This window comes from Kineococcus sp. AC630 (genome assembly GCF_979255925.1).
Genome location: NZ_CEEDMJ010000042.1, coordinates 1 through 21,870, shown reverse-complemented (window position 1 = coordinate 21,870; position 21,870 = coordinate 1). Strand labels below are relative to the sequence as shown.

The window sequence follows — 21,870 nt, the reverse complement described above, 5'->3', positions numbered from 1 at the left end:
CGTCGTACCCCGGCCCGTGATCCCGCCGGGAGACCCAGCGGGATCGCGGTCGGGGCGGGCGGGGGTCGTGGGGTGGCGCTGAGTAGCCTCGCGTCCATGCCGCACCTGTTGCACCTCGACTCCTCCGCCGACCTCGCGACGTCGCGATCGCGGGCCATCACGGCGGCGTTCGCCGACGCGTGGACGGCACGGGGCGCCGAGTACACCGTCACCCACCGTGACCTGCACCGCGACCAACTGCCGCACTTCGCGACCAACGAGCAGCACTGGCCGGCCGCGGACCGCCTCCCCGGCGCCGACGTCCCCGCCGAGCAGGACGCGCTCACCGCGACGCTGCAGGCCGAGATCCTCGCCGCGGACGTCGTGGTCGTCGGGGCACCGCTCTACAACTACACGGTGCCCTCGACGTTGAAGGTGTGGCTGGACCACATGCACGTCCCCGGCGCCCTGGCCGGCGAGGGCTCGCAGCCGCTCGCCGGTCGCCACGCCGTCGTCGTCAGCAGCCGCGGCGGAACCTACGACGCGGGCAGCCCCACCGAGGACTGGGACCACGGCGTCCCCGTCCTGCAGATCATCCTCGGCAACTCCCTGGGGATGAACGTGCACGTCGTCCAGACCAGCGCGACGCTGGCCGACCGGCTGCCCGACCTCGCCGGGCTCAAGGACCGCAGCGTCGCCGAGCTCGAGGCCGCGACGGCCGCGGCGCAGGAGCTGGCGCGGACGCTGTAGAGCCGGCGGCGGGGCGTCAGTCGAGGGGGCCGGGCCAGGGCCGGGGTTCCCCGCCGGTGACCTGGCGCTCGAACTCCACCAGCATCCAGTCCGCCAGTTCCCGCAGCTCCGCCGGGGCCGCCAGCACCGCGACGCCGGTGGCGGCGATGAGGCGGTCGAGCTCCTGCTCGTTGCGCCGCCAGCGTTCGAGGACCCCCGGGTGGTCGGGCAGACGGGGGTGGTCGAGGTCGGCGCTGTCCTCGCCCGCGGCCAGGGCCTGCAGGACCCGGGCCTGCGCCGGACGCAGGTGCCCCGCGTACTGCTCGGCGAGCTGGTCGCCGACCGCGGCGGCGCGGGCGGCGGTGCCGGGGTCGGTGATGGCGCGGGTGAGGCTGAGCAGCCGCAGCTCGCGCAGCACCGCCTCGCGGTGCTCGCGCAGGCGCACCCCGCGGCCCAGCGGGTAGCGCAGCAGCCGGATGCCGCCCGAGGCGCTGAGGACGGGGTCGGGGTCGGCGTCGGGCAACGACTCCCAGTCCGCCGCGAGCAGGGCGTCGATCTCGCTCTGCAGGGCGAGGTCGACCTCCAGCCCCACCTCGCCGTGGTCGACGCCGGTGAGGAGCAGCTCGCACCAGACCGTCTTCCCCCGGCCGTCGGGGTGGACCTCGCCGCCGCGCGCGGTGCTGAGCGCGGTGATGAGCGGGAGCCCGCGGCCGGTGGAGGCGGTGAGGCTGCGGGGCACCCACTGCGGAACGACGGGCGACCCGTCGCCGACCTCCAGGCGCAGGACGGAGGGGGTGAGCCGGACACGGACGGAGACGCCCGTGCCCGCGTGCAGCAGCGCGTTGGTCACCAGTTCGCTGAGGCACACCTCGGCGTCGGCGGCGACGGCCTCGGGGACGCCGGCGGCGGACGGGCCGGTGAGGGTGTGCCGGAGGTGCCGGCGGGCCCGGCCGGCGCTGCCGGCCTCCGCCGGGAGCTCGACCCGTGCGTCCTCGTCCACCGCTCTCCTCCCTCCCATCCCTGCGAAAACTACCCTGTGTCAGCACAACAGATCGAGCAGTGACCACAACGGTCACCCTCCCGGGACGATCCTGTGCTTCAGTGCTGGCATGGGGGTCGCACCGTGGTGGTCCGCGCGCGAGAGCGCGGGCCGGGTCTCCCTGACGCGACGCCTCAGCGCGGCGAGCCTGCTGGCCCTCCTCGTCCTCGTCCTGGGGGGCGGCCTCGTCGTCGTCACCGCCCAGCAGCTCGGCACCGCGCAGCAGCAGCTCACCCGGGAGACGCGGGCCCGGCAGGCGACCTCCGACCTGCAGCGGCAGTACGTCGAGCAGGAGACCGGCCTGCGCGGCTACCTCCTCACCGGCGAGGAGGAGCTCCTCGCCCCCTACGAGCTGGCCCAGCGACAGCTGCCCGGGGTGCGGCGCGAGCTGCGCGAGGGTCTGCGGGCGGTCGGCGGTGACGCGGCGCAGCTGGAGGTCCTGGAGCAGGCCCACGCCGAGTGGGACGCCTACGCCCGGGAGCAGATCGCGGCGGTGGGGAGGGGCGAACGCACCGGCCCCAGCAGCATCGGCACGACCATGCTCGGCAAGACCCTGTTCGACGACGTCCGCAGCGCGGGGGAGACGCTGGACGCCCAGCTGGAGGGGCTCCAGGAGGCGAGCCAGCGCGAGACCCACCGGCTGCAGACGCGCCTGGTCGTGAGCACCGCGGGCGGGCTGGCGGCGCTCACCCTGCTGCTGGGCCTGGGCTCCCTCGTCACGGTGCGCCAGGTGACGCAGCCCCTGCGGCGCCTGGCGGAGGCCACCCGCCGGGTCGCCGACGGAGACCTGTCGGCGCAGCTGCGGGCGGAGGGCGCGTCGGAGGTGCGGGAGCTGGCCGGTGACGTGGCCGCCATGCGCGACCGCCTCCTCGCCGACCTGGACCGGACCCGGCAGGCCCTCGGCGCCCTCGACCAGGAGGACCGCGCGGTGCGGGCCGTGCGGCAGGCGCTGCTGCCCTCCCCCGGCCGGGTGGAGGGCGTGCGGATCACGGCCCGCCTCGACGCGGCCGAGGGCGTCCTGGCCGGCGACTGGTACGACACCGTCCAGGTCGCGACGGGGCGCCTGGGCGTCGTCGTCGGTGACGTCGCGGGCCACGGCCCCTACAGCGCCGTCTTCGCGCTGCGCCTCAAGCACTCCCTGGCCACCGCACTGCGCACCCACGCCCACCCGGGCGCGGCGCTGACCGCGGTCTGCGCCGAGCTGCGCGACGTCCCGGCGGAGCTGTTCGCCACGGTCTTCGTGTGCGTCGTCGACACCGGGACCGGCACCCTGGTCCACGCCAACGCCGGGCACCCCCCGGCGCTGCTGCTCCCCGCCGGGGACGAGGCGGGCACCGGGGTGCGCTTCGAGGAACTGCTCCCCACCGGACCCCTGCTGTCCTCGATCGTCGCCGGGGAGGTGTGGGAGGAGGTGGAGCACCCGTTCGGGACGGGCGACAGCCTCCTGACCTTCACCGACGGGGTCCTGGAGAGCCGCTCGCCCGACGGCGTGGAGTTCGGTCTGGACGGCCTGCTGGCGGCGATCGGGCGGACCCCGCGCCAGGACCCGGCCCGGCTCATCGACGCGGTGGCCGCGGCCGCCCTGCGCCACGCCCGGAACCCGGGCCGGCGCGACGACCACACCCTCGTCCACGTCCTGCGCGAGGTCGTCGGGGGGCCGGGGCCCGCCGCGCTCCCGGCACCCGTCCTGCCCGTCGCGGCCGCGGGCGGGACCCCCGGGGGGTGACCCGGCGCGTCCGCCACCGTTCAGCGGGCGGAGCCGAACCGTTCGGTGCGGATCCGCGCCTCGTCGTGGCCGAGTTCCACGAGCAGTTCCGCGACGTGTTCGACGAACGGTGTCGGCCCGCACACCAGGCACGTCGGCGACGACGCGGCGGGGACGGTGGTGGCGGCCAGGAGTTCCGCGTCGAGGCGCCCCGGCGGGCGCGTCGAACCGGGCGGGGCCTCCCGGGTCCAGACGACGTCGAACGCGGCGAGTTCCGCGGCGTACATCGCGGCGGCCGGTGAACGCACCGAGGCCAGCATCCGGAGTTCCGGGGCGTCGGGGACCCCGGCGTGCGTGCGCACGACCGAGACCAGCGGGACGACACCGGAACCCCCGCCGATGAGCTGCACCGGGGCGGGGTCGTCGGGACGCCAGACGAACCAGCCCCCCAGCGGTCCGGTGACCTCGAGGACGTCACCGGCGCGCACCTCGCCGGTGAGGAACGAGGAGACCTCCCCGTCGACCGCCAGTTCCACGCCGATCTCGACCTCGGCCGGCCCGGGGCGCCGAGCCGCCGACGCGATCGAGTACGACCGGACCGCCTGGTACCCGTCCGGCGCCGTGAGCCGCACGTCGAGGTGCTGACCGGCGAGGTGGCCCGGCCAGGACGGGACCTGCAGCACGAGGGTCCGCGCGCTCGCGCTCTCCGGACGGACCGTGAGGACCCGCGCGGGACGCCAGCCGCTCACAGCGAGTACCGCTGCTCGCGCCAGGGGTCGCCGTAGGCGTGGTAGCCGACGCGTTCCCAGAAACCCAGGTCCTCGGTGTCGGACAACGTGATCGAGCGGACCCACTTCGCGGACTTCCACAGGTACAGGTGCGGGACGAGGAGTCGCGCCGGGCCGCCGTGGACGGGTTCCAGGGGTTTCCCGCCGTACCCGGTGACGATCCAGGCGCGCCCCCCGAGCAGGTCGGCGACGGGCAGGTTCGTGGTGTACCCGCCGTAGCTGGTCACGAACGCGAACCGCGCGGACGTGGTGACGTCGGCGAAGAACGCGTCGAGGGAGTACCCCGTCCAGTCCGTGCCGAACTTCGACCACCGGGTGACGCAGTGCAGGTCGGTCCGGACCGTCTCGCGCGGCAGCCGGCGCAGCCCGTTCCAGTCCCAGTGGTGGGAACTGCCGGACTCCTCGGTCAGGGTGAACCGCCAGTCCTCGGGGTCGAGGCGCGGTGTCGGCCCGGCCGAGAGGACCGGGAAGTCGTCGGTCCGGTACTGGCCGGGCGGCAGGAGTTCCGCGCGTTCGCGGGGGTGGCTGGTGAAACCCCGGGTGACGCGGGGAACCTCGAACCCGTCGTCGGGGTTCACGGCAGGATCGCGTCGACGTAGCCGCCGTCGACCCGGAGCGCCGCCCCCGTCGTGGCGGAGGCGAGCGGTGAGGCCAGGTAGCAGACCATGTTCGCGATCTCCTCGGGTTCGATGAGCCGTTGCAGCAGCGACTGGGGCCGGAACTCCGTCATGAACCGCCGTTGCGCCTCCTCCCACGGCAGGTCCCCGGGGACGAGCTCGCGGACGAAGTCCTCGACGCCACCGGTGTGGGTGGGGCCGGCGAGGACGCTGTTCACGGTCACCCCCGTGCCCGCGGCGGCCTTGGCGAAACCGCGGTGGACCGCGAGGAGAGCGGTCTTCGTCATCCCGTAGTGGATCATCTCGGCCGGGACGGCGACGGCGGAGTCGCTCGAGACGTACAGGACACGACCCCAGCCGTTCGCGATCATCCCGGGCAGGTGGTGCCGGGTCAGGCGGACACCGGTCAGGACGTTGGTCTCGAAGTAGCGCCGCCACTCGTCGTCGTCGATCTGCAGCGGGTCGGCCGAGCCGAAGATGCCGAGGTTGTTGACCAGGACGTCCACCGCCGGGACGGCCTCGACGAGGGCGGCGTGCCCCGCGTCGGTGGTGATGTCACCGGCCACCCAGCGGACCTCGCCGTCGATCCCGGCCGCGGCCGCCTCGAGGCGCTCGGCGCTGCGGCCGGTGAGGACGACCGAGGCCCCGCAGCCGGCCAGCCCGGTGGCGATCGCCAGGCCGATGCCCTGGCTCGACCCGGTGACCAACGCCGACTTCCCCGTGAGATCGATGCGCACGAGGACTTCCTAGCACCCGCAGGCCGCACCGCGCCCGAGCGGCGCGGTGAGCGGGTCGGGAGCGCCGGCGGTGACGACCCCGTCGACCTCGACCCCGAAGCCCTCGCGGGTCCAGTACTCGATCCCGCCCCACATCTCCCGGACGGCGAACCCGAGCCGCGCGAACGCCAGCGCGGCCCGGGTCGCACCGTTGCAGCCGGGCCCCCAGCAATAGGTGACGACGACCGTTCCCGTCGGGACCAGGTCCGCCGCCCGCGAGGCGATCAGCGCGGTGGGCAGGTGCAGCGCACCGGGGACGTGCCCCTGGGCCCAGGCCTGCTCCGAGCGGCTGTCGACGACGACGAGACCCGTGGTTCCGGCCTCCAGCGCGGCGTGCACGTCGGAGGGGTCGGTGCCCAGCGCGAGGCGCCGTTCGAGTTCGGCGACGGCGAGGGCGGGGTCGAGGGTCGCGGTGGTGAGGGTTGCGGTGGTGAGGTCCATGGCTGCGACGCTAGGTCGCCCTCGACCCCGCGCACAGGGGGCGATCCACGGCGTCGGGGGCTCGCGGCCGGGGGATCCCCGGTCAGGCGTCGCGGACGACGAAGTTCTCGCTGACGGCGTGCCACCCCGAGGGCACGTCGTACCCGTCGGCCACGAGCGCGACCTCCTCGGGTCCGGGGCCCCTGGCCTCGAGCACGATGCCCTCCGTGTCGGAGGTGAGCGAGGCGCAGCCCGCATCGGCGGCCAGGTGGCCGTCGACCACCGCGGTGGTGATCAGGCACGCGTCCCCGGTGAGGCTCACGCCGAGGTAGTAGGTGCCGAGCGGTCCCACCCCGAGGTAGCGGGTCGTCGCCGGGTCGACGCTGTACCGCAGCTCCTCGAAGGCCACGACGTCGCGGCTCGCCTGCGGGGCGTCGAGCACGGCGAAGGCCGTCCGCGGTTCCTCCGGGGCGGCCGGCGTCGCGCGGTCCGTGGCCGCCAGGAGCACCTGCGTGGTCAACCCGACCGCGACGACGGCGATCGACCCCAGGGCGAGGAGGCGGGGGACGTGGCGACGGGTGCCCGGGCCGGTCAGGACGGCGTGGTCGATCAACGGGCGCTCCTCGGGGTCGTGCGGTCCTGGTGGACCTGTCGACCGGCGCGGGGCGATCCTGAAGAACGGGGGTCAGGCGAGGGTCAGGGCGTACCAGTGCTGGGCGTGCGGGTTGTCGTTGTAGCGCTCGACCTCGACGAACCCGACCGAGAGGTAGAGCGCCCGCGCCGCCGTCAGCGCACCGTGGGTGTCCAGCACCAGCCGGCTCGCCCCGCGCTCGCGGGCCCAGTCCTCGCACCAGCCCAGGAGCCGGCGTCCCAGTCCCAGCCCGCGGGCAGCGGGGGCGACGAACAACCGCTTCACCTCGACGTCCCCGCCGGCCAGTTCGCGCACGCCGACGCAGCCGAGGGGTTCGCCGTCGCGCACGGCGACGACGAACGCCCCGGACGGCGCGACGAGGTCGACGAGGTCGCTCGCCGGTGGGCCGTTACCCAGCGCGAGCCCTGTGACCGCCGCGGCCTCGGCCCAGAACTCCGTCCGCACCGCGTGCCCCACCGGTCCGCCCGGGGACTCGGCGCGGACCTGCAGCTCTCCAGCACCCATGCGGACATGGTGGGGCACGCTCACCCGACGTCAGCCCTGGCGGGCCTTCCAGCGCGGGTTCCGCTTGTTGAGGACGAACACCCGGCCGTGCCGGCGCACGACGATGGACCCGTCCTTCTCCTTCAACGACCTGAGCGACCTGACGACCTTCACGAGCGACTCCTCATCGATTCGACTGCGACACCCTCGGGTCTTCCCCGGCCGTCAGCGTTCCTCGCGGAAGTCGACGTGCTCCCGCAGGACGGGGTCGTACTTGCGCACGACCATCCGGTCGGGGTCGTTGCGGCGGTTCTTGCGGGTCACGTAGGTGAACCCGGTCCCCGCGGTCGACCTCAGCTCGATCACCGGACGGACGTCGGCGGACTTCGCCATCGGAGGCGCTCCCCTCGTGCTCGGACTGCACCGCCGCGGACTCGGTGCCGCAGCGGTTTCCCACGCTCCCTGGAACGTCACCACTACCGACAATCATTCCCGACAAGCAGCCGCGATCTTGCAGGGATTCCCAGCGGGATCACGGGGCGAAGGTCGCCGGGAGGCGGCGTTGGGCGGGGGTCTCGACGGCCTTGGCGTCGTAGTTCTCGCGCACCCACGCGACGGCCTGCGCCGCGGGCAGCCCGTCGAGCACCGCGAGGCACGCGAGCGCCGTCCCCGTCCGGCCCCGCCCCCCGGCGCAGGCGAGCTCGACGCGTTGCGACGGCGCGCGGCGCAGCACCTCGCGCAACGCGGCGAGGAGGTCGTCGCGGTCGGCGGGCAGCCGGAAGTCGGGCCAGCGGACCCACCGCGACGTCCACGGGAGAGGGACCGGGGGACGCCCGAGCAGGTAGACCCCGAACTCGGGGAGCGCCCCGGCGGGCAGCCCGCGCCGCACCCCCCGACCGCGGACCAGGGAACCGGAGGGCAACGCGAGGACACCCCCGGCGCCCGGGTCCCACGTCCCCGACCGCTCCACAGCACCTACCCTGCCACCGTGGACTCCCCGGCTCGTGGCGCGTGGCGGCCGGCCCGTGCGCTCGCGCTGACGGCGGTCACCGTCGTCCTCGCCGCGAGCGCGCACGCCGCCGCGGGCGGGATGCTGCCGTCGCTGTGGGCGTTGTCCGCCCTCACCGTCCCGACGGCCTGCGCGGCGGTCCTGCTGACCCGGCGACGCCTCTCCACCCCGCTCGTCCTCGGCGTCCTGGGCGTCGGCCAGTTCCTGCTGCACCAGGGTTTCGCGGTGCTCGCCACGGACGCGCACTGCTCGACGTCAGGCACCGGGCACCACCAGAGCATCGACACCTGTTCGACTGCGGTGCACCACGACCCGACCTCGGGGATGCTCCTCGCGCACGTCCTGGCGACGCTGGTCACCGGCCTGCTGCTGGCCCGCGGCGAACAGGTCCTGTGGGCGCTCGCGGACCGGCTCAACCCCGTCCTGCCCGTCGTGGCCCGGCTGAACCTCCCCGTGGCCCCCCGGCTGCCGCGGCCCCCGGAACCGCTGCCGACGCGGCCCCGGATCGTCGACGTCGCCGTCCCCGTCCGGCGGGGCCCTCCGGCACGGCTACGCGCGGCCACCTGAGAACTCCCGGTAGTCCGCGCCTGCCCGCGCCGCGACCACCCCACCGGAGACCCCGTGCCCCGAAGACTGCTCGTCCTGTCCGTTCCCGCTGCCCTCCTCGCCGTCCTCGGCGGCCTCACCCTGACCGGGTCGCTCGCCGCGACCGACCTGCTCGACCCCGGACCGCTCGTCCGCTACGCCCTCCCCCTGGCCCGCACCGTGCACGACCTCGCGGCCGCCCTCACGATCGGGTTGCTCGTCCTCACCGCGACCGCGCTGCCCGGCGGCAAGGACGTCACCGGCCCGGCCCGGACGGTCCGCACGACGGCCCTGCGCCACGCCGCGATCGCCGCGACGACGTGGTGCGCAGCGGCCGTCGCGACCCTGGTGCTCACCTACGCCGACGTGGCCGGGATCCCCCTGGGCAGCCCCGGGTTCGGCGCCCAGTTCTGGTTCTTCCTCACCGAGCTCGACCTCGGGCGCTCGCTGGCCGTCTCGGCGCTCGCGGTGGTCCTCCTCGCGATCGGGTGCTGGCTGGCCCGCAGCCTCACCACCGTCGGGATCCTCACCGCCCTCTCCCTCGCGGCCCTGCTGCCGCTCGGCCTCGCCGGCCACGCGTCGGGGACCAACGACCACTCCCTCGCCGTCGACGGTCTCGTGCTGCACCTGCTCGGGGTGTGCGTCTGGGCGGGCGGGTTGGCCGCGCTGCTCCTGGTGCACCGCGGCCTCGGGGAGCACCTGCGGACGGTCGCCGGACGGTTCTCCGCGCTGGCGGGTGCGTGCTTCGTCGTCGTCGCCGCCTCCGGGGTCGTGAACGCGTGGTTGCGGGTCGGCAGCTGGGACGCGATCGCGACCCGCTACGGACTCCTCGTCGTCGTGAAGTCGGTCGCCCTGGTGCTGCTGGGGATCGCGGGGTGGCGCCAGCGGGCCCGGGTCCTGCCCCGCCTGGGCGACGGCTCGCGCGCCTTCGCCCGGCTGGCGGCGACGGAGGTCGTGCTGATGGCGGTGACGTTCGGCGCGTCGGTGGCCCTGTCCCGCAGCGCACCGCCCGTCCCGCAGACCGCGACCGGTCCCGGCGCGCAGCTCGAGGCCCTGCTGGGTTTCCCGGCCCCGCCGGCGTTCTCCCCGGTCCGGTTGTTCACCGAGTGGCACCTGAGCCTGTTCTGGGCCCTCGTCGCGGCCTGCCTGGCGGGGTTCTACCTCGCGGGGGTCGCGCGGTTGCGCCGACGCGGCGACCGCTGGCCGGTGGGGTCCACGATCTCCTGGGTGCTGGGGTGCGCGCTGCTCGTGTACCTGACCAGCGGTGCGCCCGCGCTGTACGGGAAGCTCACCTTCTCCGCGCACATGGCCCAGCACATGGGACTGACGATGGTCGTCCCGCCGTTGCTCGTCCTCGGGGCACCGGTGACCTTGACGTTGCGGGCCGCGACCCCGCGCCGTGACGGTTCCCGCGGTCTGCGGGAGTGGGCCCTCGTCCTCACCAGGTCCCCCCTGCTGCGCCTGCTGGGGAACCCGGTCGTGGCCGGGGTCCTGTTCGCCGGGAGCCTCTACGCGTTCTACTACACCGGGTTGTTCCAGCAGGCCCTGCTGACCCACACCGGCCACGTGGTGATGACGGCGCACTTCCTGCTGACGGGGTACCTGTTCTGCTGGGTCCTCATCGGCCGCGACCCGGGCCCGCACCGCCCGCCGTACCCGTTGCGACTGGTGCTCCTGCTCGTCACGCTCTCGTTCCACGCGTTCTTCGGGGTGGCCCTGATGTCGGGTTCGGAGGTCCTCGCCCCGGCCTGGTGGCACGCGCTGGGGAACACCGACGACGCGGCCCTGCTGGCGGACCAGCACACCGGCGGCGGGGTCGCGTGGGGTGCGGGCGACATCCCCACGGCCGTGCTCGCGGTCGGGCTGGCCATCGCGTGGGCGCGTTCGGACGAGCGGGAGGCGCGCCGCACCGACCGCAAGGGCGACCGGGACGGCGGCGTCGAACTCGCCGCGTACAACGCCCGCCTGGCCGAGCTGGCCCGTCACGACGAGTGAACGGAGGGGCACCTGTCGCCTCGGGGGCACCGCGTGGTCAGATGGTCACCGACGATCCTCCTCGGGCACTTTCGGCCGACGGCTCGCGAGACCGAGACCGACGGCGGGGGGTGGACGACATCGTCGAGACCAGAGCGATGACGAGCAGGCGGCGTCGCACGTCCCACCCGTGAACGCCGCCGACCGCGTCCGCGCGATCCTCCTGGAGCTGGGGCGGGACGGGGCGAGGCTCGCGGACCTCCCGTCCGTGCTCGTCGACCTGTGCTCGCGGTCCCTGCCGGTGACCGGGGTGGGTCTGACCCTCATGACAGGGACCGACGATCCCGCCGGCCTGGTGGCGGCCTCCGACGGTCTGGCCGTGGCCCTGGACGACCTGCAGTTCACCCTGGGCGAAGGGCCCTGCGTCGAGGCCTCCCGCACCGGCCGCCCGGTCATGGCACCGGAACTGGCCAGTGCCGACGCGCTGGTGGGCGGCGCCCGGTGGCCCGTGTTCAGCGCCGAGGCCCTCGCCCTGGGGGCCCGCGCCGTCTTCGCCTTCCCACTGCGGGTGGGCGCCGTCCGGATCGGGGCCCTCGACCTCTACCGCGACCGCACCGGGCCGTTGGCGGACGACGACGTCGCCGAGGCACTGGCCTTCACCGCGACGGCGACCGCCGTGCTGCTGCACCTGCAGGCCCGGCAGTCGATCGCGAGGCCTCCGGGACTCGCCGCGCGGGACGGGGACGCGCCGGTCGGTGCGTTCCCCCAGCTCGGCCCGTGGACGATGCCCCTGGCCCACGACCGGGCCGTGGTGCACCAGGCGACGGGCATGGTGAGCGTGACCGCGGGGGTCGGGATCGTCGAGGCGCTGGTGCTGCTCCGGGCCCGGGCGTGGACCGACCAGCGCACGGTCGACGAGGTGGCGCACGACGTGGTCGCGGGACGGTTGTACTTCGGAAGACCGACATGACTCCCGGAAACGGGAGGACACTGGGACGAGCAGTCAGGGGGGACGACCTGTGGAGGACGACGGCGTGACCGGGCAACGCATCGCGGAGGTCTTCGTCGAACTGGCGGACACCCTGGTCGACGACTTCGACGTGGTCGACTTCCTGCACGTCCTCACCGACCGCTGCGTGGAACTGCTGGCCATCAGTTCCTCGGGGCTGATGCTCGCCGACGAGAGCGGGCAGCTGCAGGTCGTGGCCAGCACGTTGCTCTCCACCCACGACCTCGAACTGCTGGAGCTGGAGACCGACGGGGGGCCCTGCGTGGAGACGTTCGCGACCGGGCTCCCGATCGTCAACCTCGACCTGGCCGCAGCGGGGGCACGCTGGCCGGCGTTCGCCGCGGCCGCCGCCGAGGCGGGGGTCGTGCGAGCCACGTCGCTTCCCCTGCGGTTGCGGGGCCGGGTCATCGGCGCGCTGAACCTCTTCGCCGACGTCGAAGAACCCCTGGACGACACGGCCATCGCCCTCGGCCAGGCGATGGCCGACGTCGCCACGATCGGGCTCATCAACGAACGCTCGCTGCGCGAGAAGACGCTGTTGTCGGAGCAGCTGCAGAACGCGCTGCAGAGCCGCATCGTCATCGAACAGGCCAAGGGCGTCCTCGCCGCCCAGGCGGGCATCGGCGTGGCGGACGCCTTCGTCCGGTTGCGCCGCCGGGCCCGCCGTACCGGGACCCCGCTGACGCAGTTGGCTGAAGCCGTGGTCGCGGGTGAACTGCACCTGGACGCCAGGGGCGCGGCCCTCCCGATCGTGAAACCGGTCCCTCCCGGGTCGCACTGACCGGGGCCTTGTCCACCCGACCTCGGAGCACTATGGTCGCGACAGCAGCACGTCACGTGCCTGCGCCACCCCGGACCCGGTTGCGCGCCTGAGTCGCCGACGTCTTCCGAGGGATCGCCTTGTCCAGCACCGAATCCCCACCCGGCACACGGCGGAACCGTCTTCCGTGAAGGCCGACACGGATGACGGGGCGTCGTTCAGCGATGCGCGGATGATCCGAAGGACGCGGTTCCCGCTCCGTCCGTGGTGGTGGTGGCTGCGCCCGTTCCTCTTCCCCGGCTTCCCCGGCGCGCGTCGACTGCGACGGCCCGGGCCTCGCGCTGCGGGCCCCGAGAACCCCACGCCGCCTCTCGTCGCCGCCGAAGGCGTCGGCACGGTGGGCGGCGTGGGTGCACCACGTGCTCTGCGACGACCCGTGGAACCGCCAGTGGACCTCGACCGGTGGTGGTCGGAACTTCCACGGAGCAGGCGCCGCCAGGCTCTCCTGTTGTCCCGCGACGACAGCGTGCCCGAGGACCTCGTCGTGACGCTCCTGTTGTACGGCGTCCTCACCCCGGCCGACCTGGCCCCGCTCGGGCGAGTTCCGCAACCCCCCGAGGTCCGGCGACTCCTGGCCCGCGAACTCGACAACCCGCGCGAGGGCTGAAGCGGTCACGTCGGCTCCGCCGCCACCTGCGCGGTCGGGACGTCGCCGCAGGTGGTGCCGTGGGCGGCCTGGACCCGCGGGTCGTCCTGCGCCAGACCGGTGGCGACCGTGTTCTTCGCCCCGTTCTCGGCGACCGAGTGCTCTGCGCTCACGGTGACCTCGGTGCGTTCCACCGTCCACGTGCCACCGGTTCCCGACGTGGCGTTCTCCCCGAACAGGTGCAACCCGTCGGCCTGCTGCTCGCAGGTCAGCCCGGTCCCGTAGTCGGTGAACCCGAGGCTGAACGAGTACTGCCCACCTGTGACCCCGTTCACCGGGACGAGGGCGGAACCCTCGACGCGGTAGTCGTACAACTGCACCGACCGCCCGGTGTCGAGGAACACCACCGGTGCGCCCGAGGCGAGCACGGCGGCCGAGGCGGTGGCGGACTGCGGTGCGGCGCTGGTGAACTCCACCGACGTCGCGCCGTGCGAGGTCGTCACCACCCCGAGTTCACGCTTCCCGTCGACCTGGGCCAACCAGAGGGTGTCGGGGGCGCCGTCACCGTCGAGGTCGACCGTCGTCGCCGTCCCGGCACCCGCGGGTGCGTCCACCGGGGTCTCGGGGCTCATCGGGGTCATCGTCATGGGCGTCGGGGCCGTGGACGTCGGGGCCGTGACGGTCGGCGACGCCGCCGCGGTGCTGCTGCTGCTGCTGGGAGTGGTGGGGGTGGTGGCCGCGCCACCCCCCGTCGAGCAGGCGGCGAGGAGGGCGAGGGCCGCCCCGCCCACCACCACGATCGCGGGGTTTCGGGCGGTCGTTGCGGAGTTCATGGTCTTCCTTCCCTGTGTCCTGTTCCGGACAACCTCTCGGACGCGCAGGAGCTTCCGGCGGTTGCGTCCCCACCTGCGCCCCCTGCGCCACGTGCGACGCTGTCCGACGTGACCCCAGACCCTCGCGAGACCCCGGAGAACCTGGAACGGGTGCGCACCGACCGGTTGACGCTGAGCCGGCCCACCGCGGACGACGTCGAGGACGTGTTCCGGTTGTACTCCGACCCGGCCGTGTGGGAGCACTTCCCCAGCCGCCGGCACACCCACCCGGGCACGACCGCGGAACTCCTCGACCACGTCGAGCAGAGCTGGGAGGTCATCGGGTTGGGCAGCTGGGTCGCCCGTGACGACGGGGGCCGTCTCGTCGGCACCGGCGGGTGCGACCTGCGGCTCGGGTTGGCCTGGAACCTCGGGTACCGACTGGCCCGCGACGTCTGGGGCCGGGGTTTCGCCCAGGAGATCATCCGCGCGGCCGTCGCTGCGGCGCACCGGGTCCGACCCGACATGGCCGTCACGGCCTACCTGCTGGAGCACAACGGGAAGTCGCGGGCCGCCGCCGAGCGTGCGGGGCTGGACCTGGTGTGGACCGGACCGGACGCGGGGAACCCCGACCGCGCCGCCGTCCGCCTGCTCTACGCCGACCGGCCGCTGAGCCCCATCGTGCTGCGCGAACTCACCGCGACCTGACCTTCGGCTTCGCCCGGACGTGCATGCGCTCGCCCTGCACCCCGAACACGGTGAGGACCTCGGTCGGGCGGGTTCCGGGGTTGCTGATGCGGTGCGGCAGGCGGGTGTCGAACTCCGCCGCCTCCCCCGAGGTGATCTCGAAGTCGTCGCTGCCCAGCCGCATCCGCAACCGTCCGGACATCACGTAGACCCACTCGTACCCCTCGTGCACCCCCTGGTCCTCGCTCTCCTCGCCCGCCCCGGGGTCGAGGACGACCTTGTAGGCACGCAACCCGCCGGGCGCGGTGGACAGCGGCAGGTACGTCACCCCCTGCCGCACGACCGCCTTCCTGCTCGCCTTCCGGGCGGGCCGGACGAGCTCGTCGAGGGTGACGTCGTGGTGGCCGGCCAACGGCAGCAGGAGTTCCAGCGTGGCCTTGCGCCCCCCGGACTCCAGCCGGGACAACGTGCTGACCGAGATCCCCGTCGCCACGCTCACCGCCGCCAGGGTCTCGTCCCGGTCGGTGCGCAACCGGCGCAACCGGGGCCCGACCCCGTCGATGAGCTCCTGGACGTCCACACCCCACGAGAACACGCGAGTTGCCGTTCCGGCAACACCGCTGGAGTTCCCCCCGGCCCGAGCCGACGCTGGGCCCATGACCCAGAGCGTGACCCAGAACTCCTACGACGTCGTCGTGGTCGGCGGTGGGGCCGCCGGCCTGAGCGCCGCCACCGCCCTCAGCCGCGCCCGCCGCCGCGTCCTCCTCGTCGACGCCGGCGAACCCCGCAACGCCCCGGCCCACGGCGTGCACAACTTCCTGACCCGGGACGGGATCGGCCCCCTGGAACTGCAACGCCTGGGCCGGGAGGAGGTCCGGCGCTACGGCGGGGAGTTCCTCGCGGCCCGCGCCACCGGGGCGAGCAGGCGGGACGGGCGCTTCCGGGTGGAGACCACCGCGGGCGGCGTCGACGCCGCCCGGCTCGTCGTCGCGTCGGGTCTGACCGACGAGCTCCCACCCGTACCGGGGTTGCGGGAGCGGTGGGGTCGCGACGTGGTGCACTGCCCCTACTGCCACGGGTTCGAGGTCGCCGACCAGGCCCTCGGGGTCATCGCCACCAACCCCCTCTCCAGCCACGGGGCGTGGTTGTTCCGGCAGTGGAGCAGCGACGTCGTGTTCTTCCAGCACACCGCCCCCGAGCTCCCCGCGGAGCGTCGCGAGGAACTCCTGGCCCGCGGGGTGCGGATCGTCGAGGGCGAGGTCGTCGAGGTCGTCAGCACCGACGACGCGATCTCCGGGGTCCGCCTCGCGGACGGGACGGTCGTGGCGCGCCGGGTCCTCGTGGTCGCCGCCCCGGTCCGGGTCGACTCCCCCATCCTCGACGCCCTCGGCCTGGCCGGGGAACCCGTCGTGGTGGGCGACGTCGAGATCGGGGAGCACTACCCCTCCGGCCCGGGGGGCGCGACGTCGATCCCCGGTCTGCACCTGGCGGGCAACGTCACCGACCCGATGGCCCAGGTCGTCACGGCCGCGGGGGCCGGGCTGATGGCGGGGGCCGCCGTGAACGCGGGGCTCATCGCCGAGGAGACCGCCGCCGCGGTCGCCCGCTTCCGAACCACCTCCTGACGCAGCGCCGACGCGTTACGGTCGGAGGACCGGGTCCGGGCGGAGGGGGTGGGTGTGCGTCGACGGTGGTTGCTGGCCGCGGGCGGGACGACGCTCGTCCTCACCGCCGGCGTCGGGTCGATGGTCGTGCCGGAACGGACCGAGGCCGCTCCCCCGCCCCGGTTGCTGACCGAGGCGTCCTGGCACACCCCGGACCCGGAGGCCGACGCGGCCTGGCTGGCCGAGGGGGTCGTGCCGGGCGCCGACGGGCCCTACGCCGGGATGGTGCGGCAGGGTCTGCTGGACCTGCGCGCCCTCACCGCCGGCAGCGGGGCCGTCGCGGCCGGGCCGGCCCGGAGCTGGAACTACGCGTGGCCGCGGGACTCGGCGTTCGCGGCCGTGGCCTTCGCCCGCACGGGCCACACCGACGACGCGACCCGCGTCCTGCACTTCCTCGCCGACGTGCAACTGGACGACGGCGGGTTCGAGGCCCGCTACCTGCTGGACGGGGAGGGAACCCCCGACGGTCGACGACGCCAGGACGACGGTGCGGGATGGACGCTGTGGGCCCTGCGCGAGGCCCTCGACGCCGACCCGTCGCCCGGTTCGGCGCGGGAGCGGGCGGAGGAGTTGCGGCCCGTCCTCGACGCGGCGACGGAGTTCGTCCTGGGTCGGACCGACGACGGGGAACGGTTGCCGGACCCCTCCTCCGACTACTGGGAACGTCGCGAGACCCTGCTCACCCTCGGAACGGCCGCCCCGCTGGTGGCGGGTCTGCACGCCGCGGCGGCGGTGTACTCCCGACTCGGGGAACGAACCCGCGCCCTGTCGGTCGACCGGTGCGCGAACCGGCTGGACGCCGCCGTCCGCGCGCACTTCGCACCGGCCGGCTTCGCCCGCTACGCCGAACCCGACGAACCCTCCGGCGGGGTCGACGCGGCGGTGACGTTCCTGCTGCCGCCGTTCGCGGCGCGGGCCGAACGTGCTGTGCTGGCGGCGTTCGACGCCTACCAGGGGGCGGCGCTGCGCCCGGCCGGAGGGTTGGCCCCGGGGTCGGGGTGGAAGCAGGACGGGATCTCCTGGACGCCTGAGACCGCCCTCGTCGCCTACGCCGCGGCGAGCAGCGGCCGGCCGGCGCAGGCTCGCGCCTGGCTCGACTGGTTGAACTCGCACCGGACCGGCTGGGGGGCGATCCCCGAGAAGGTCCTCGCCGACGGTTCACCGGCCGGACCCGCCCCGCTCGGCTGGTCGGCGGCGTCCGTCGTGCTGGCCGTCGACGCGCTCTGACCCACGGCAGGGGGCCAGGACCGCGCCGGCGCGGGGTCGCGGGTCGCGACCGGCCGCGATCGGGCGGCGTGGAGGTCTTGCGCACACTCGCACCTTGCGTGTTAGCTTCCCCACGGCTGCAGGTCACCGCAGCTCCTCGATCGTTTCGTACGCCCGCGGAGTGCCTGCGGGCGTCGCCCGGACCACAGGTCCGGCGTGACGTTCCCCCTCAGCCCGAGTCCCGCGGTCGTCGCGGGGCTTGACCGACTGGAACGTGTTGGAGAACAAATGGCCCAGGGCACCGTCAAGTGGTTCAACGCTGAGAAGGGCTTCGGCTTCATCGAACAGGACGGCGGCGGCCCCGACGTCTTCGTGCACTACTCCGCCATCGGTGGCAACGGCTACCGCTCACTGGAGGAGAACGCCCGCGTGGAGTTCGAGGTGACGCAGGGCCAGAAGGGTCCGCAGGCCGAGGACGTGCGGGTTCTCTGAACCAAGTCCGACCGGTCCAGGGCCCTTCCGCGCACGCCGCGGGAGGGCCCTGAGCCGTTCCCGGGGTGGTTCGTGAACAGCCTCACGAACGTTCCGGCCGGAACTCCAGCCGGCGCCCCAGACCGGTCGTGACGACCACCACGGCGATCGTCTCCGCGGCGATCAGCCCCACCAGCACCAGCAACTGCACGCGGGCCGCCTCGAGCGGGCCGGCCCCGCCCAGCAGCAGCCCGACGAACGCCCCGGGCAGCGTCACCAGTCCGACCGTCCGGGTCTGGTCCAGCGCGGGGGCGAGCGCCCGCGCCGCGGCCGTCCGGCCCAGCGGCGCGACGGCCTGCGCCGGGGTGGCCCCGATCGCCAGCCACCCCTCGACGCTCGCCCAGTCCGCGTCGACGTCGTCGAGCATCCGGCGTCCCGCCAGCGTCGTCGCGCTCATGGCCCCGCCGATGAGCTGCGCCGAGAAGGGCAGGACCTGCAGGACGTGCCACTGCAGGGCCCCGGTGCCCACGACGACCGCCGCCGAGACCACCGCCCCGGACCCGATCGCGAGCGCCGTCACGGGCCAGACCCGGGCGAAGGCCAGCCGCCGCGCGGACGTCCAGGACGCGACGCCGAGGGCGAGCGCCAGGTAGAGCGGGGCGAGGAACGGGGTCCGCAGGACCAGTCCGAGGACGAGTCCGACGAGGACGATCTGCACGACGGCGCGGGCCACGACCACGACGACGTCGCGCCCCTGCCGGAGGCCGCCGAGGTGCCCGACGCCGACGGCGGTGCCCGCGAGCAGGACGAGGGCGAGCCCGACGGGGAGGACCTCACCCCAGGCGATCACGTGGAGCCGACGCGGGCCAGGACCTCAGGGGCCCGGCGGTCCAGCACGGCCCCGCCCTGGGTGATGCCCAGCCACGTCCAGAGCCCGCAGAGGACGATCCCGACGGGCAGCGCGATCCAGCCGGCCCAGGCCGGGCCGACGATGGCGAGGACGGCCGGGACCAGCGCGGGCAGCGCGAGGGCGGTGGTGAGACCGGACGTCGCGAGCTGGGCGAGCACGGCGGCGGCCCCGGCGCCTCGGGGTTGCTGGAAGGGGTTCGCCCCGGGCGGCGGCGCGGGGTAGGGGGCGAGGGCGCTCGCGACGCTGGAGACGCCGAGACCGGCCCCGAGCAGCCCGAGGGTCGCGCCGAGGACGGCGGGCACGAGGTCGGCGTGGTCGCTGAGCACCGCACCGGCCACGGCGACGACGAGGGCCACCGGGACCTGCCACAGCGCCGCGGCGAGGACGCGACCGGCCCGGTCGTCGCGGCCGCGGACCCCGGCGGCGACGTGCAGGGCGAAGGCGGAGTGGTCGTAGGCGACGTCGTTGTGCAGCGACCAGCCCATGACGAAGGCGAGCGCGGGACCGGCGGCGAGCAGCCAGGCACCGAAGCCGCGGCCCTGGGAGGCGGGCAGCACGACGACGAGGAGCGGGATCACCAGCAGCGACGCGGCGCTGAGCAGGTAGCGGGGGTCGCGGCGCCAGTAGCGGCTGCAGCGCACGGCGACGGCGACGGCGGGACTGGCGGGCAGCCGGTCCAGGACGGGGTGGGTGCGGGTGTCGACGCGTGCGCCCCCGGTGTCGCCCCGACCGGTCGGCCCGGTGCCGGCGGGTCCGAGGGCGGCGGTCCAGGCCCAGAGCAGCCCGGCGAGGACGAGGAGGGCCAGCAGGAACCGCAGCAGCGCCGTGCCCCAGCGGCCGTCGGCCGCGTCGGCCGCGGCGGCGAAGGCGAAGCCGGGTGGGGTCCAGCCGGCGACCCCCGCGATGTCGCGTCCCAGCTGCACGACGTCGCCGGCGCGTTGCAGGGCGACGTTGAACCCCGGTCCGATGCCGACGGCGAGGACCCCGCCGAGCACCGCGAGCGCGTCGCGGGTGCGGCGCCCGCGCAGGACGGCGGCGGCGACGGTCGTCGTGGTGCGCGAGGCCGCGACGGCGGTGAGGACGCCCACGGCGAGGGCCACCAGGCAGAACGGGACCGCGGGGACGGACCGGGAGAAGGACACGACGACGGCCACCGCGAGCAGGGCCGTCGCCACCCCGGGGATCCCGAGGAGTCCGCCGAGGAGCAACCCGGGGACGAGGGCGCGGCGCGGGACCCCGAAGGTCGCGAACCGGCCGGGGTCGAGGGTCTCGTCGACGCCGAACGCGACCAGCGGCAGGAACGCCCACCCGAGGACGGCCAGGGTTCCGCCACCCACGACGACGGGCCCCGCGAGGTCCATCGGGCTGAACCGCAGCGCGACCAGCCCCCCGCCCAGCGACAGGACGAGCACGAGCGCCCAGACCGCCCCGAGGACGAACGCCACGAGTTGCCAGCTGCTGCGGCGGAACCCGTTGCGCAGCAGCAGGAGCTTGAGACCGACGAGGGTCCGCAGCGGCGGCGCGGTCACCGCAGCCAGTCCAGGGTCCCGGACACGTCGCGCCCGCCGCCGACGAGGCCGACGAAACGTTCCTCGAGGGTCCCTCCGCCGCGGACGGTGGACAGTTCCCCCGCGGCCAGGACCTGGCCCGCGGCGATGACGGCGACGTGGTCGCACAGTCGTTCGACGAGGTCCATGACGTGGCTGGAGAGCACGACGGTCCCGCCGCCCCCGACGTAGGCGGAGAGGATCGAGCGGATCGTCGACCCGCTCACGGGGTCGACCGCCTCGAAGGGTTCGTCGAGGACGAGCAGGCGGGGGGCGTGGACGAGCGCGCAGGCCAGGGCGACCTTCTTCGTCATCCCGGCGGAGTAGTCGACGACGAGGGTGTTCCCCGCCTCGGACAACCCCAGCGCGTCGAGGAGTTCACGCGCCCGCGACTCGACGACGTCGCGGGGCATGGCCCGCAGCAACCCGGCGTAGCGGACGAGTTCCAGGCCGGTGAGGCGGTCGAACAAGCGGACGCCGTCGGGCAGGACGCCGAGGAGGCGTTTGCCGCCGACGGGGTCGGCCCAGAGGTCCTGGCCGAGGACGAACGCCCGCCCGGCGTCGGGTCGCAGCAACCCGGTCGCCATCGACAGCGTCGTCGTCTTGCCGGCACCGTTGGGGCCGACGACCCCGTAGAAGGAACCCGCGGGCACGTCGAGGTCGATCCCGGCGACGGCCACCTTGGCGCCGAACCGCTTCGTGAGCCCGCGCAGGGAGAGCGCCGGCGCCCCGTGCTCCGGCGCGGTCATCGCTGCAACCGGTACCGCAGGTCGGTGCGGGCGGCCGGCCACTCCTGGTCGAGGATCGAGAACACCACGGTGTCGCGGTAGGAACCGTCGTGCCAGATGTCGTTGTTGCGCAGCACACCGTCCTGCTTCGCGCCGAGCCGGGCGATCGCGGCGCGGGACTGGTGGTTGTGCCAGTGCGTGCGGAACTCGACGGCGATGCAGCGCAGTTCCTCGAAGGCCCGGGTGAGCAGCAGCAACTTGGTCTCGGTGTTGATGCCGGTGCGTTGCGCGCTCTTCGCGTAGAACGTGGACCCGATCTCGAGCTTGCGCGCCGCGGGCCGCACGGCCATGAACGTCGTGGCCCCGCACACCTCGCCGGTGTCGAGACGGCGGACGGCCCACGGCGCCATCTCGCCCCGGGCCTGCAGCCCGAGCCGCCGGTCGATCTCGGCCTCGACGGCGTCGGGCGCGGGGATGTGGGTGTACCAGGTCCGGTGCAGGTCGCCCTCGGCGACGACGGCGCGCAGCCCGTCCGCGTGCTCGTGGCTCAGCGGTTCCAGCACCACGCGTGACCCGGTCAGCGTCACGGGGGTGGAGAACTCGGCGGACGGGGTCGTGGGGGACTCGCTCACCCCCCGACCCTAGCCACCCGCCCGGCCGCCGAGTTCTCCACC

General features: G+C 74.5%; 27 protein-coding genes. 11 read left to right on the top strand and 16 right to left on the bottom strand.

The features are described from left to right. Window positions 1–96 precede the first annotated feature (96 nt). Window positions 97–729, top strand: coding sequence for an FMN-dependent NADH-azoreductase (locus AC0I8G_RS25240; protein ID WP_471732402.1), 633 nt, complete (start codon window positions 97–99; stop codon window positions 727–729). Between the two features lie 16 nt (window positions 730–745). Here AC0I8G_RS25240 and AC0I8G_RS25235 read toward each other — a convergent pair whose 3' ends face one another. Then, complete coding sequence (locus AC0I8G_RS25235; protein ID WP_471732401.1) at window positions 746–1,708, bottom strand: ATP-binding protein; 963 nt, start codon at window positions 1,706–1,708, stop codon at window positions 746–748. A 109-nt stretch (window positions 1,709–1,817) separates the two neighbouring features. Here AC0I8G_RS25235 and AC0I8G_RS25230 point away from each other — a divergent pair, with 109 nt between their 5' ends. Beyond that, on the top strand, window positions 1,818–3,473 hold the full coding sequence (locus AC0I8G_RS25230; RefSeq protein ID WP_471732400.1) for a PP2C family protein-serine/threonine phosphatase: 1,656 nt from the start codon (window positions 1,818–1,820) through the stop codon (window positions 3,471–3,473). 20 nt (window positions 3,474–3,493) lie between these two features. Here AC0I8G_RS25230 and AC0I8G_RS25225 read toward each other — a convergent pair whose 3' ends face one another. The 9 genes from AC0I8G_RS25225 to AC0I8G_RS25185 form a co-directional block, all read right to left on the bottom strand. Beyond that, a complete protein-coding gene (locus AC0I8G_RS25225) occupies window positions 3,494–4,201 on the bottom strand; it encodes an FAD-binding oxidoreductase (RefSeq protein WP_471732399.1) in 708 nt (235 codons plus the stop codon). Then, on the bottom strand, window positions 4,198–4,818 hold the full coding sequence (locus AC0I8G_RS25220; RefSeq protein ID WP_471732398.1) for a molybdopterin-dependent oxidoreductase: 621 nt from the start codon (window positions 4,816–4,818) through the stop codon (window positions 4,198–4,200). Before AC0I8G_RS25220 ends, AC0I8G_RS25225 begins: the two co-directional genes overlap by 4 nt. Further along, complete coding sequence (locus tag AC0I8G_RS25215) at window positions 4,815–5,594, bottom strand: SDR family NAD(P)-dependent oxidoreductase (RefSeq protein ID WP_471732397.1); 780 nt, start codon at window positions 5,592–5,594, stop codon at window positions 4,815–4,817. Before AC0I8G_RS25215 ends, AC0I8G_RS25220 begins: the two co-directional genes overlap by 4 nt. Before the next feature lie 9 nt (window positions 5,595–5,603). Next, a complete protein-coding gene (locus AC0I8G_RS25210; protein ID WP_471732396.1) occupies window positions 5,604–6,074 on the bottom strand; it encodes a rhodanese-like domain-containing protein in 471 nt (156 codons plus the stop codon). An 82-nt stretch (window positions 6,075–6,156) separates the two neighbouring features. Beyond that, on the bottom strand, window positions 6,157–6,666 hold the full coding sequence (locus tag AC0I8G_RS25205; RefSeq protein ID WP_471732395.1) for a hypothetical protein: 510 nt from the start codon (window positions 6,664–6,666) through the stop codon (window positions 6,157–6,159). Window positions 6,667–6,738: 72 nt separating this feature from the next. Beyond that, a complete protein-coding gene (locus AC0I8G_RS25200) occupies window positions 6,739–7,209 on the bottom strand; it encodes a GNAT family N-acetyltransferase (RefSeq protein ID WP_471732394.1) in 471 nt (156 codons plus the stop codon). A gap of 30 nt (window positions 7,210–7,239) precedes the next feature. Then, entirely contained in the window at window positions 7,240–7,362 is a 123-nt protein-coding gene (gene ykgO / locus AC0I8G_RS25195; RefSeq protein ID WP_471732393.1) for a type B 50S ribosomal protein L36, read from the bottom strand. Window positions 7,363–7,413: 51 nt separating this feature from the next. Then, window positions 7,414–7,581, bottom strand: coding sequence for a 50S ribosomal protein L33 (gene rpmG, locus AC0I8G_RS25190; RefSeq protein WP_328294125.1), 168 nt, complete (start codon window positions 7,579–7,581; stop codon window positions 7,414–7,416). Window positions 7,582–7,720: 139 nt separating this feature from the next. Beyond that, window positions 7,721–8,158, bottom strand: coding sequence for a protein-tyrosine phosphatase family protein (locus AC0I8G_RS25185; protein WP_471732392.1), 438 nt, complete (start codon window positions 8,156–8,158; stop codon window positions 7,721–7,723). 18 nt (window positions 8,159–8,176) lie between these two features. Here AC0I8G_RS25185 and AC0I8G_RS25180 point away from each other — a divergent pair, with 18 nt between their 5' ends. From AC0I8G_RS25180 to AC0I8G_RS25160, 5 genes are all read left to right on the top strand, one after another. Further along, window positions 8,177–8,764: a hypothetical protein gene (locus AC0I8G_RS25180; protein WP_471732391.1), complete on the top strand. Its 588-nt coding sequence runs from the start codon at window positions 8,177–8,179 to the stop codon at window positions 8,762–8,764. 54 nt (window positions 8,765–8,818) lie between these two features. Continuing rightward, window positions 8,819–10,777: a bifunctional copper resistance protein CopD/cytochrome c oxidase assembly protein gene (locus AC0I8G_RS25175; RefSeq protein WP_471732390.1), complete on the top strand. Its 1,959-nt coding sequence runs from the start codon at window positions 8,819–8,821 to the stop codon at window positions 10,775–10,777. Between the two features lie 169 nt (window positions 10,778–10,946). Next, a complete protein-coding gene (locus AC0I8G_RS25170) occupies window positions 10,947–11,726 on the top strand; it encodes a GAF and ANTAR domain-containing protein (RefSeq protein ID WP_471732389.1) in 780 nt (259 codons plus the stop codon). Window positions 11,727–11,790: 64 nt separating this feature from the next. Beyond that, the gene (locus AC0I8G_RS25165) at window positions 11,791–12,546 is read left to right on the top strand and encodes a GAF and ANTAR domain-containing protein (RefSeq protein ID WP_471732388.1); all 756 of its coding nucleotides are present in this window, start codon (window positions 11,791–11,793) and stop codon (window positions 12,544–12,546) included. A 487-nt stretch (window positions 12,547–13,033) separates the two neighbouring features. Next, complete coding sequence (locus tag AC0I8G_RS25160) at window positions 13,034–13,192, top strand: hypothetical protein (RefSeq protein ID WP_471732387.1); 159 nt, start codon at window positions 13,034–13,036, stop codon at window positions 13,190–13,192. Window positions 13,193–13,197: 5 nt separating this feature from the next. On the opposite strand, the gene AC0I8G_RS25155 is transcribed toward AC0I8G_RS25160, so the two are convergent. After that, complete coding sequence (locus AC0I8G_RS25155; RefSeq protein WP_471732386.1) at window positions 13,198–14,004, bottom strand: hypothetical protein; 807 nt, start codon at window positions 14,002–14,004, stop codon at window positions 13,198–13,200. 108 nt (window positions 14,005–14,112) lie between these two features. On the opposite strand from AC0I8G_RS25155, the gene AC0I8G_RS25150 reads away from it, so the two are divergent. Then, a complete protein-coding gene (locus tag AC0I8G_RS25150) occupies window positions 14,113–14,691 on the top strand; it encodes a GNAT family N-acetyltransferase (protein ID WP_471732385.1) in 579 nt (192 codons plus the stop codon). Here the strand turns inward: AC0I8G_RS25150 and AC0I8G_RS25145 are convergent. Beyond that, on the bottom strand, window positions 14,678–15,250 hold the full coding sequence (locus AC0I8G_RS25145; protein ID WP_471732384.1) for a helix-turn-helix domain-containing protein: 573 nt from the start codon (window positions 15,248–15,250) through the stop codon (window positions 14,678–14,680). The genes AC0I8G_RS25150 and AC0I8G_RS25145 overlap by 14 nt on opposite strands. 76 nt (window positions 15,251–15,326) lie before the next feature. On the opposite strand from AC0I8G_RS25145, the gene AC0I8G_RS25140 reads away from it, so the two are divergent. The 3 genes from AC0I8G_RS25140 (at window position 15,327) to AC0I8G_RS25130 (ending at window position 18,032) form a co-directional block, all read left to right on the top strand. Beyond that, window positions 15,327–16,295, top strand: a complete 969-nt coding sequence (locus AC0I8G_RS25140; protein ID WP_471732383.1) for an FAD-dependent oxidoreductase — start codon at window positions 15,327–15,329, stop codon at window positions 16,293–16,295. A 54-nt stretch (window positions 16,296–16,349) separates the two neighbouring features. Continuing rightward, window positions 16,350–17,561: a glycoside hydrolase family 15 protein gene (locus AC0I8G_RS25135; protein WP_471732382.1), complete on the top strand. Its 1,212-nt coding sequence runs from the start codon at window positions 16,350–16,352 to the stop codon at window positions 17,559–17,561. A 267-nt stretch (window positions 17,562–17,828) separates the two neighbouring features. After that, complete coding sequence (locus AC0I8G_RS25130; protein WP_328294115.1) at window positions 17,829–18,032, top strand: cold-shock protein; 204 nt, start codon at window positions 17,829–17,831, stop codon at window positions 18,030–18,032. Between the two features lie 82 nt (window positions 18,033–18,114). Here AC0I8G_RS25130 and AC0I8G_RS25125 read toward each other — a convergent pair whose 3' ends face one another. Genes AC0I8G_RS25125 through AC0I8G_RS25110 form a run of 4 tightly spaced genes read right to left on the bottom strand, consistent with a single transcriptional unit; the run spans window position 18,115 to window position 21,828 of the window. Next, a complete protein-coding gene (locus tag AC0I8G_RS25125; RefSeq protein ID WP_471732381.1) occupies window positions 18,115–18,861 on the bottom strand; it encodes an ABC transporter permease in 747 nt (248 codons plus the stop codon). Next, window positions 18,858–20,450 (bottom strand): hypothetical protein, encoded by a 1,593-nt coding sequence (locus AC0I8G_RS25120; RefSeq protein WP_471732380.1) that lies wholly within the window; start codon window positions 20,448–20,450, stop codon window positions 18,858–18,860. The genes AC0I8G_RS25125 and AC0I8G_RS25120 overlap by 4 nt, the downstream gene beginning before the upstream one ends. Further along, window positions 20,447–21,217: an ABC transporter ATP-binding protein gene (locus tag AC0I8G_RS25115; RefSeq protein WP_471732379.1), complete on the bottom strand. Its 771-nt coding sequence runs from the start codon at window positions 21,215–21,217 to the stop codon at window positions 20,447–20,449. Before AC0I8G_RS25115 ends, AC0I8G_RS25120 begins: the two co-directional genes overlap by 4 nt. Next, entirely contained in the window at window positions 21,214–21,828 is a 615-nt protein-coding gene (locus AC0I8G_RS25110) for a GNAT family N-acetyltransferase (RefSeq protein WP_380257454.1), read from the bottom strand. The genes AC0I8G_RS25115 and AC0I8G_RS25110 overlap by 4 nt, the downstream gene beginning before the upstream one ends. Between the last annotated feature and the right edge of the window lie 42 nt (window positions 21,829–21,870).

Coding starts and splice junctions, on each gene's coding strand:
- AC0I8G_RS25240 (WP_471732402.1), top strand. CDS start 97: ATGCCGCACCTGTTGCACCTCGACTCCTCCGCCGACCTCGCGACGTCG.
- AC0I8G_RS25210 (WP_471732396.1), bottom strand. CDS start 6,074: ATGGACCTCACCACCGCAACCCTCACCACCGCGACCCTCGACCCCGCC.
- AC0I8G_RS25115 (WP_471732379.1), bottom strand. CDS start 21,217: ATGACCGCGCCGGAGCACGGGGCGCCGGCGCTCTCCCTGCGCGGGCTC.
- AC0I8G_RS25230 (WP_471732400.1), top strand. CDS start 1,818: ATGGGGGTCGCACCGTGGTGGTCCGCGCGCGAGAGCGCGGGCCGGGTC.
- AC0I8G_RS25130 (WP_328294115.1), top strand. CDS start 17,829: ATGGCCCAGGGCACCGTCAAGTGGTTCAACGCTGAGAAGGGCTTCGGC.
- rpmG (WP_328294125.1), bottom strand. CDS start 7,581: ATGGCGAAGTCCGCCGACGTCCGTCCGGTGATCGAGCTGAGGTCGACC.
- AC0I8G_RS25140 (WP_471732383.1), top strand. CDS start 15,327: ATGACCCAGAGCGTGACCCAGAACTCCTACGACGTCGTCGTGGTCGGC.
- AC0I8G_RS25155 (WP_471732386.1), bottom strand. CDS start 14,004: ATGAACTCCGCAACGACCGCCCGAAACCCCGCGATCGTGGTGGTGGGC.
- AC0I8G_RS25200 (WP_471732394.1), bottom strand. CDS start 7,209: ATGGGTGCTGGAGAGCTGCAGGTCCGCGCCGAGTCCCCGGGCGGACCG.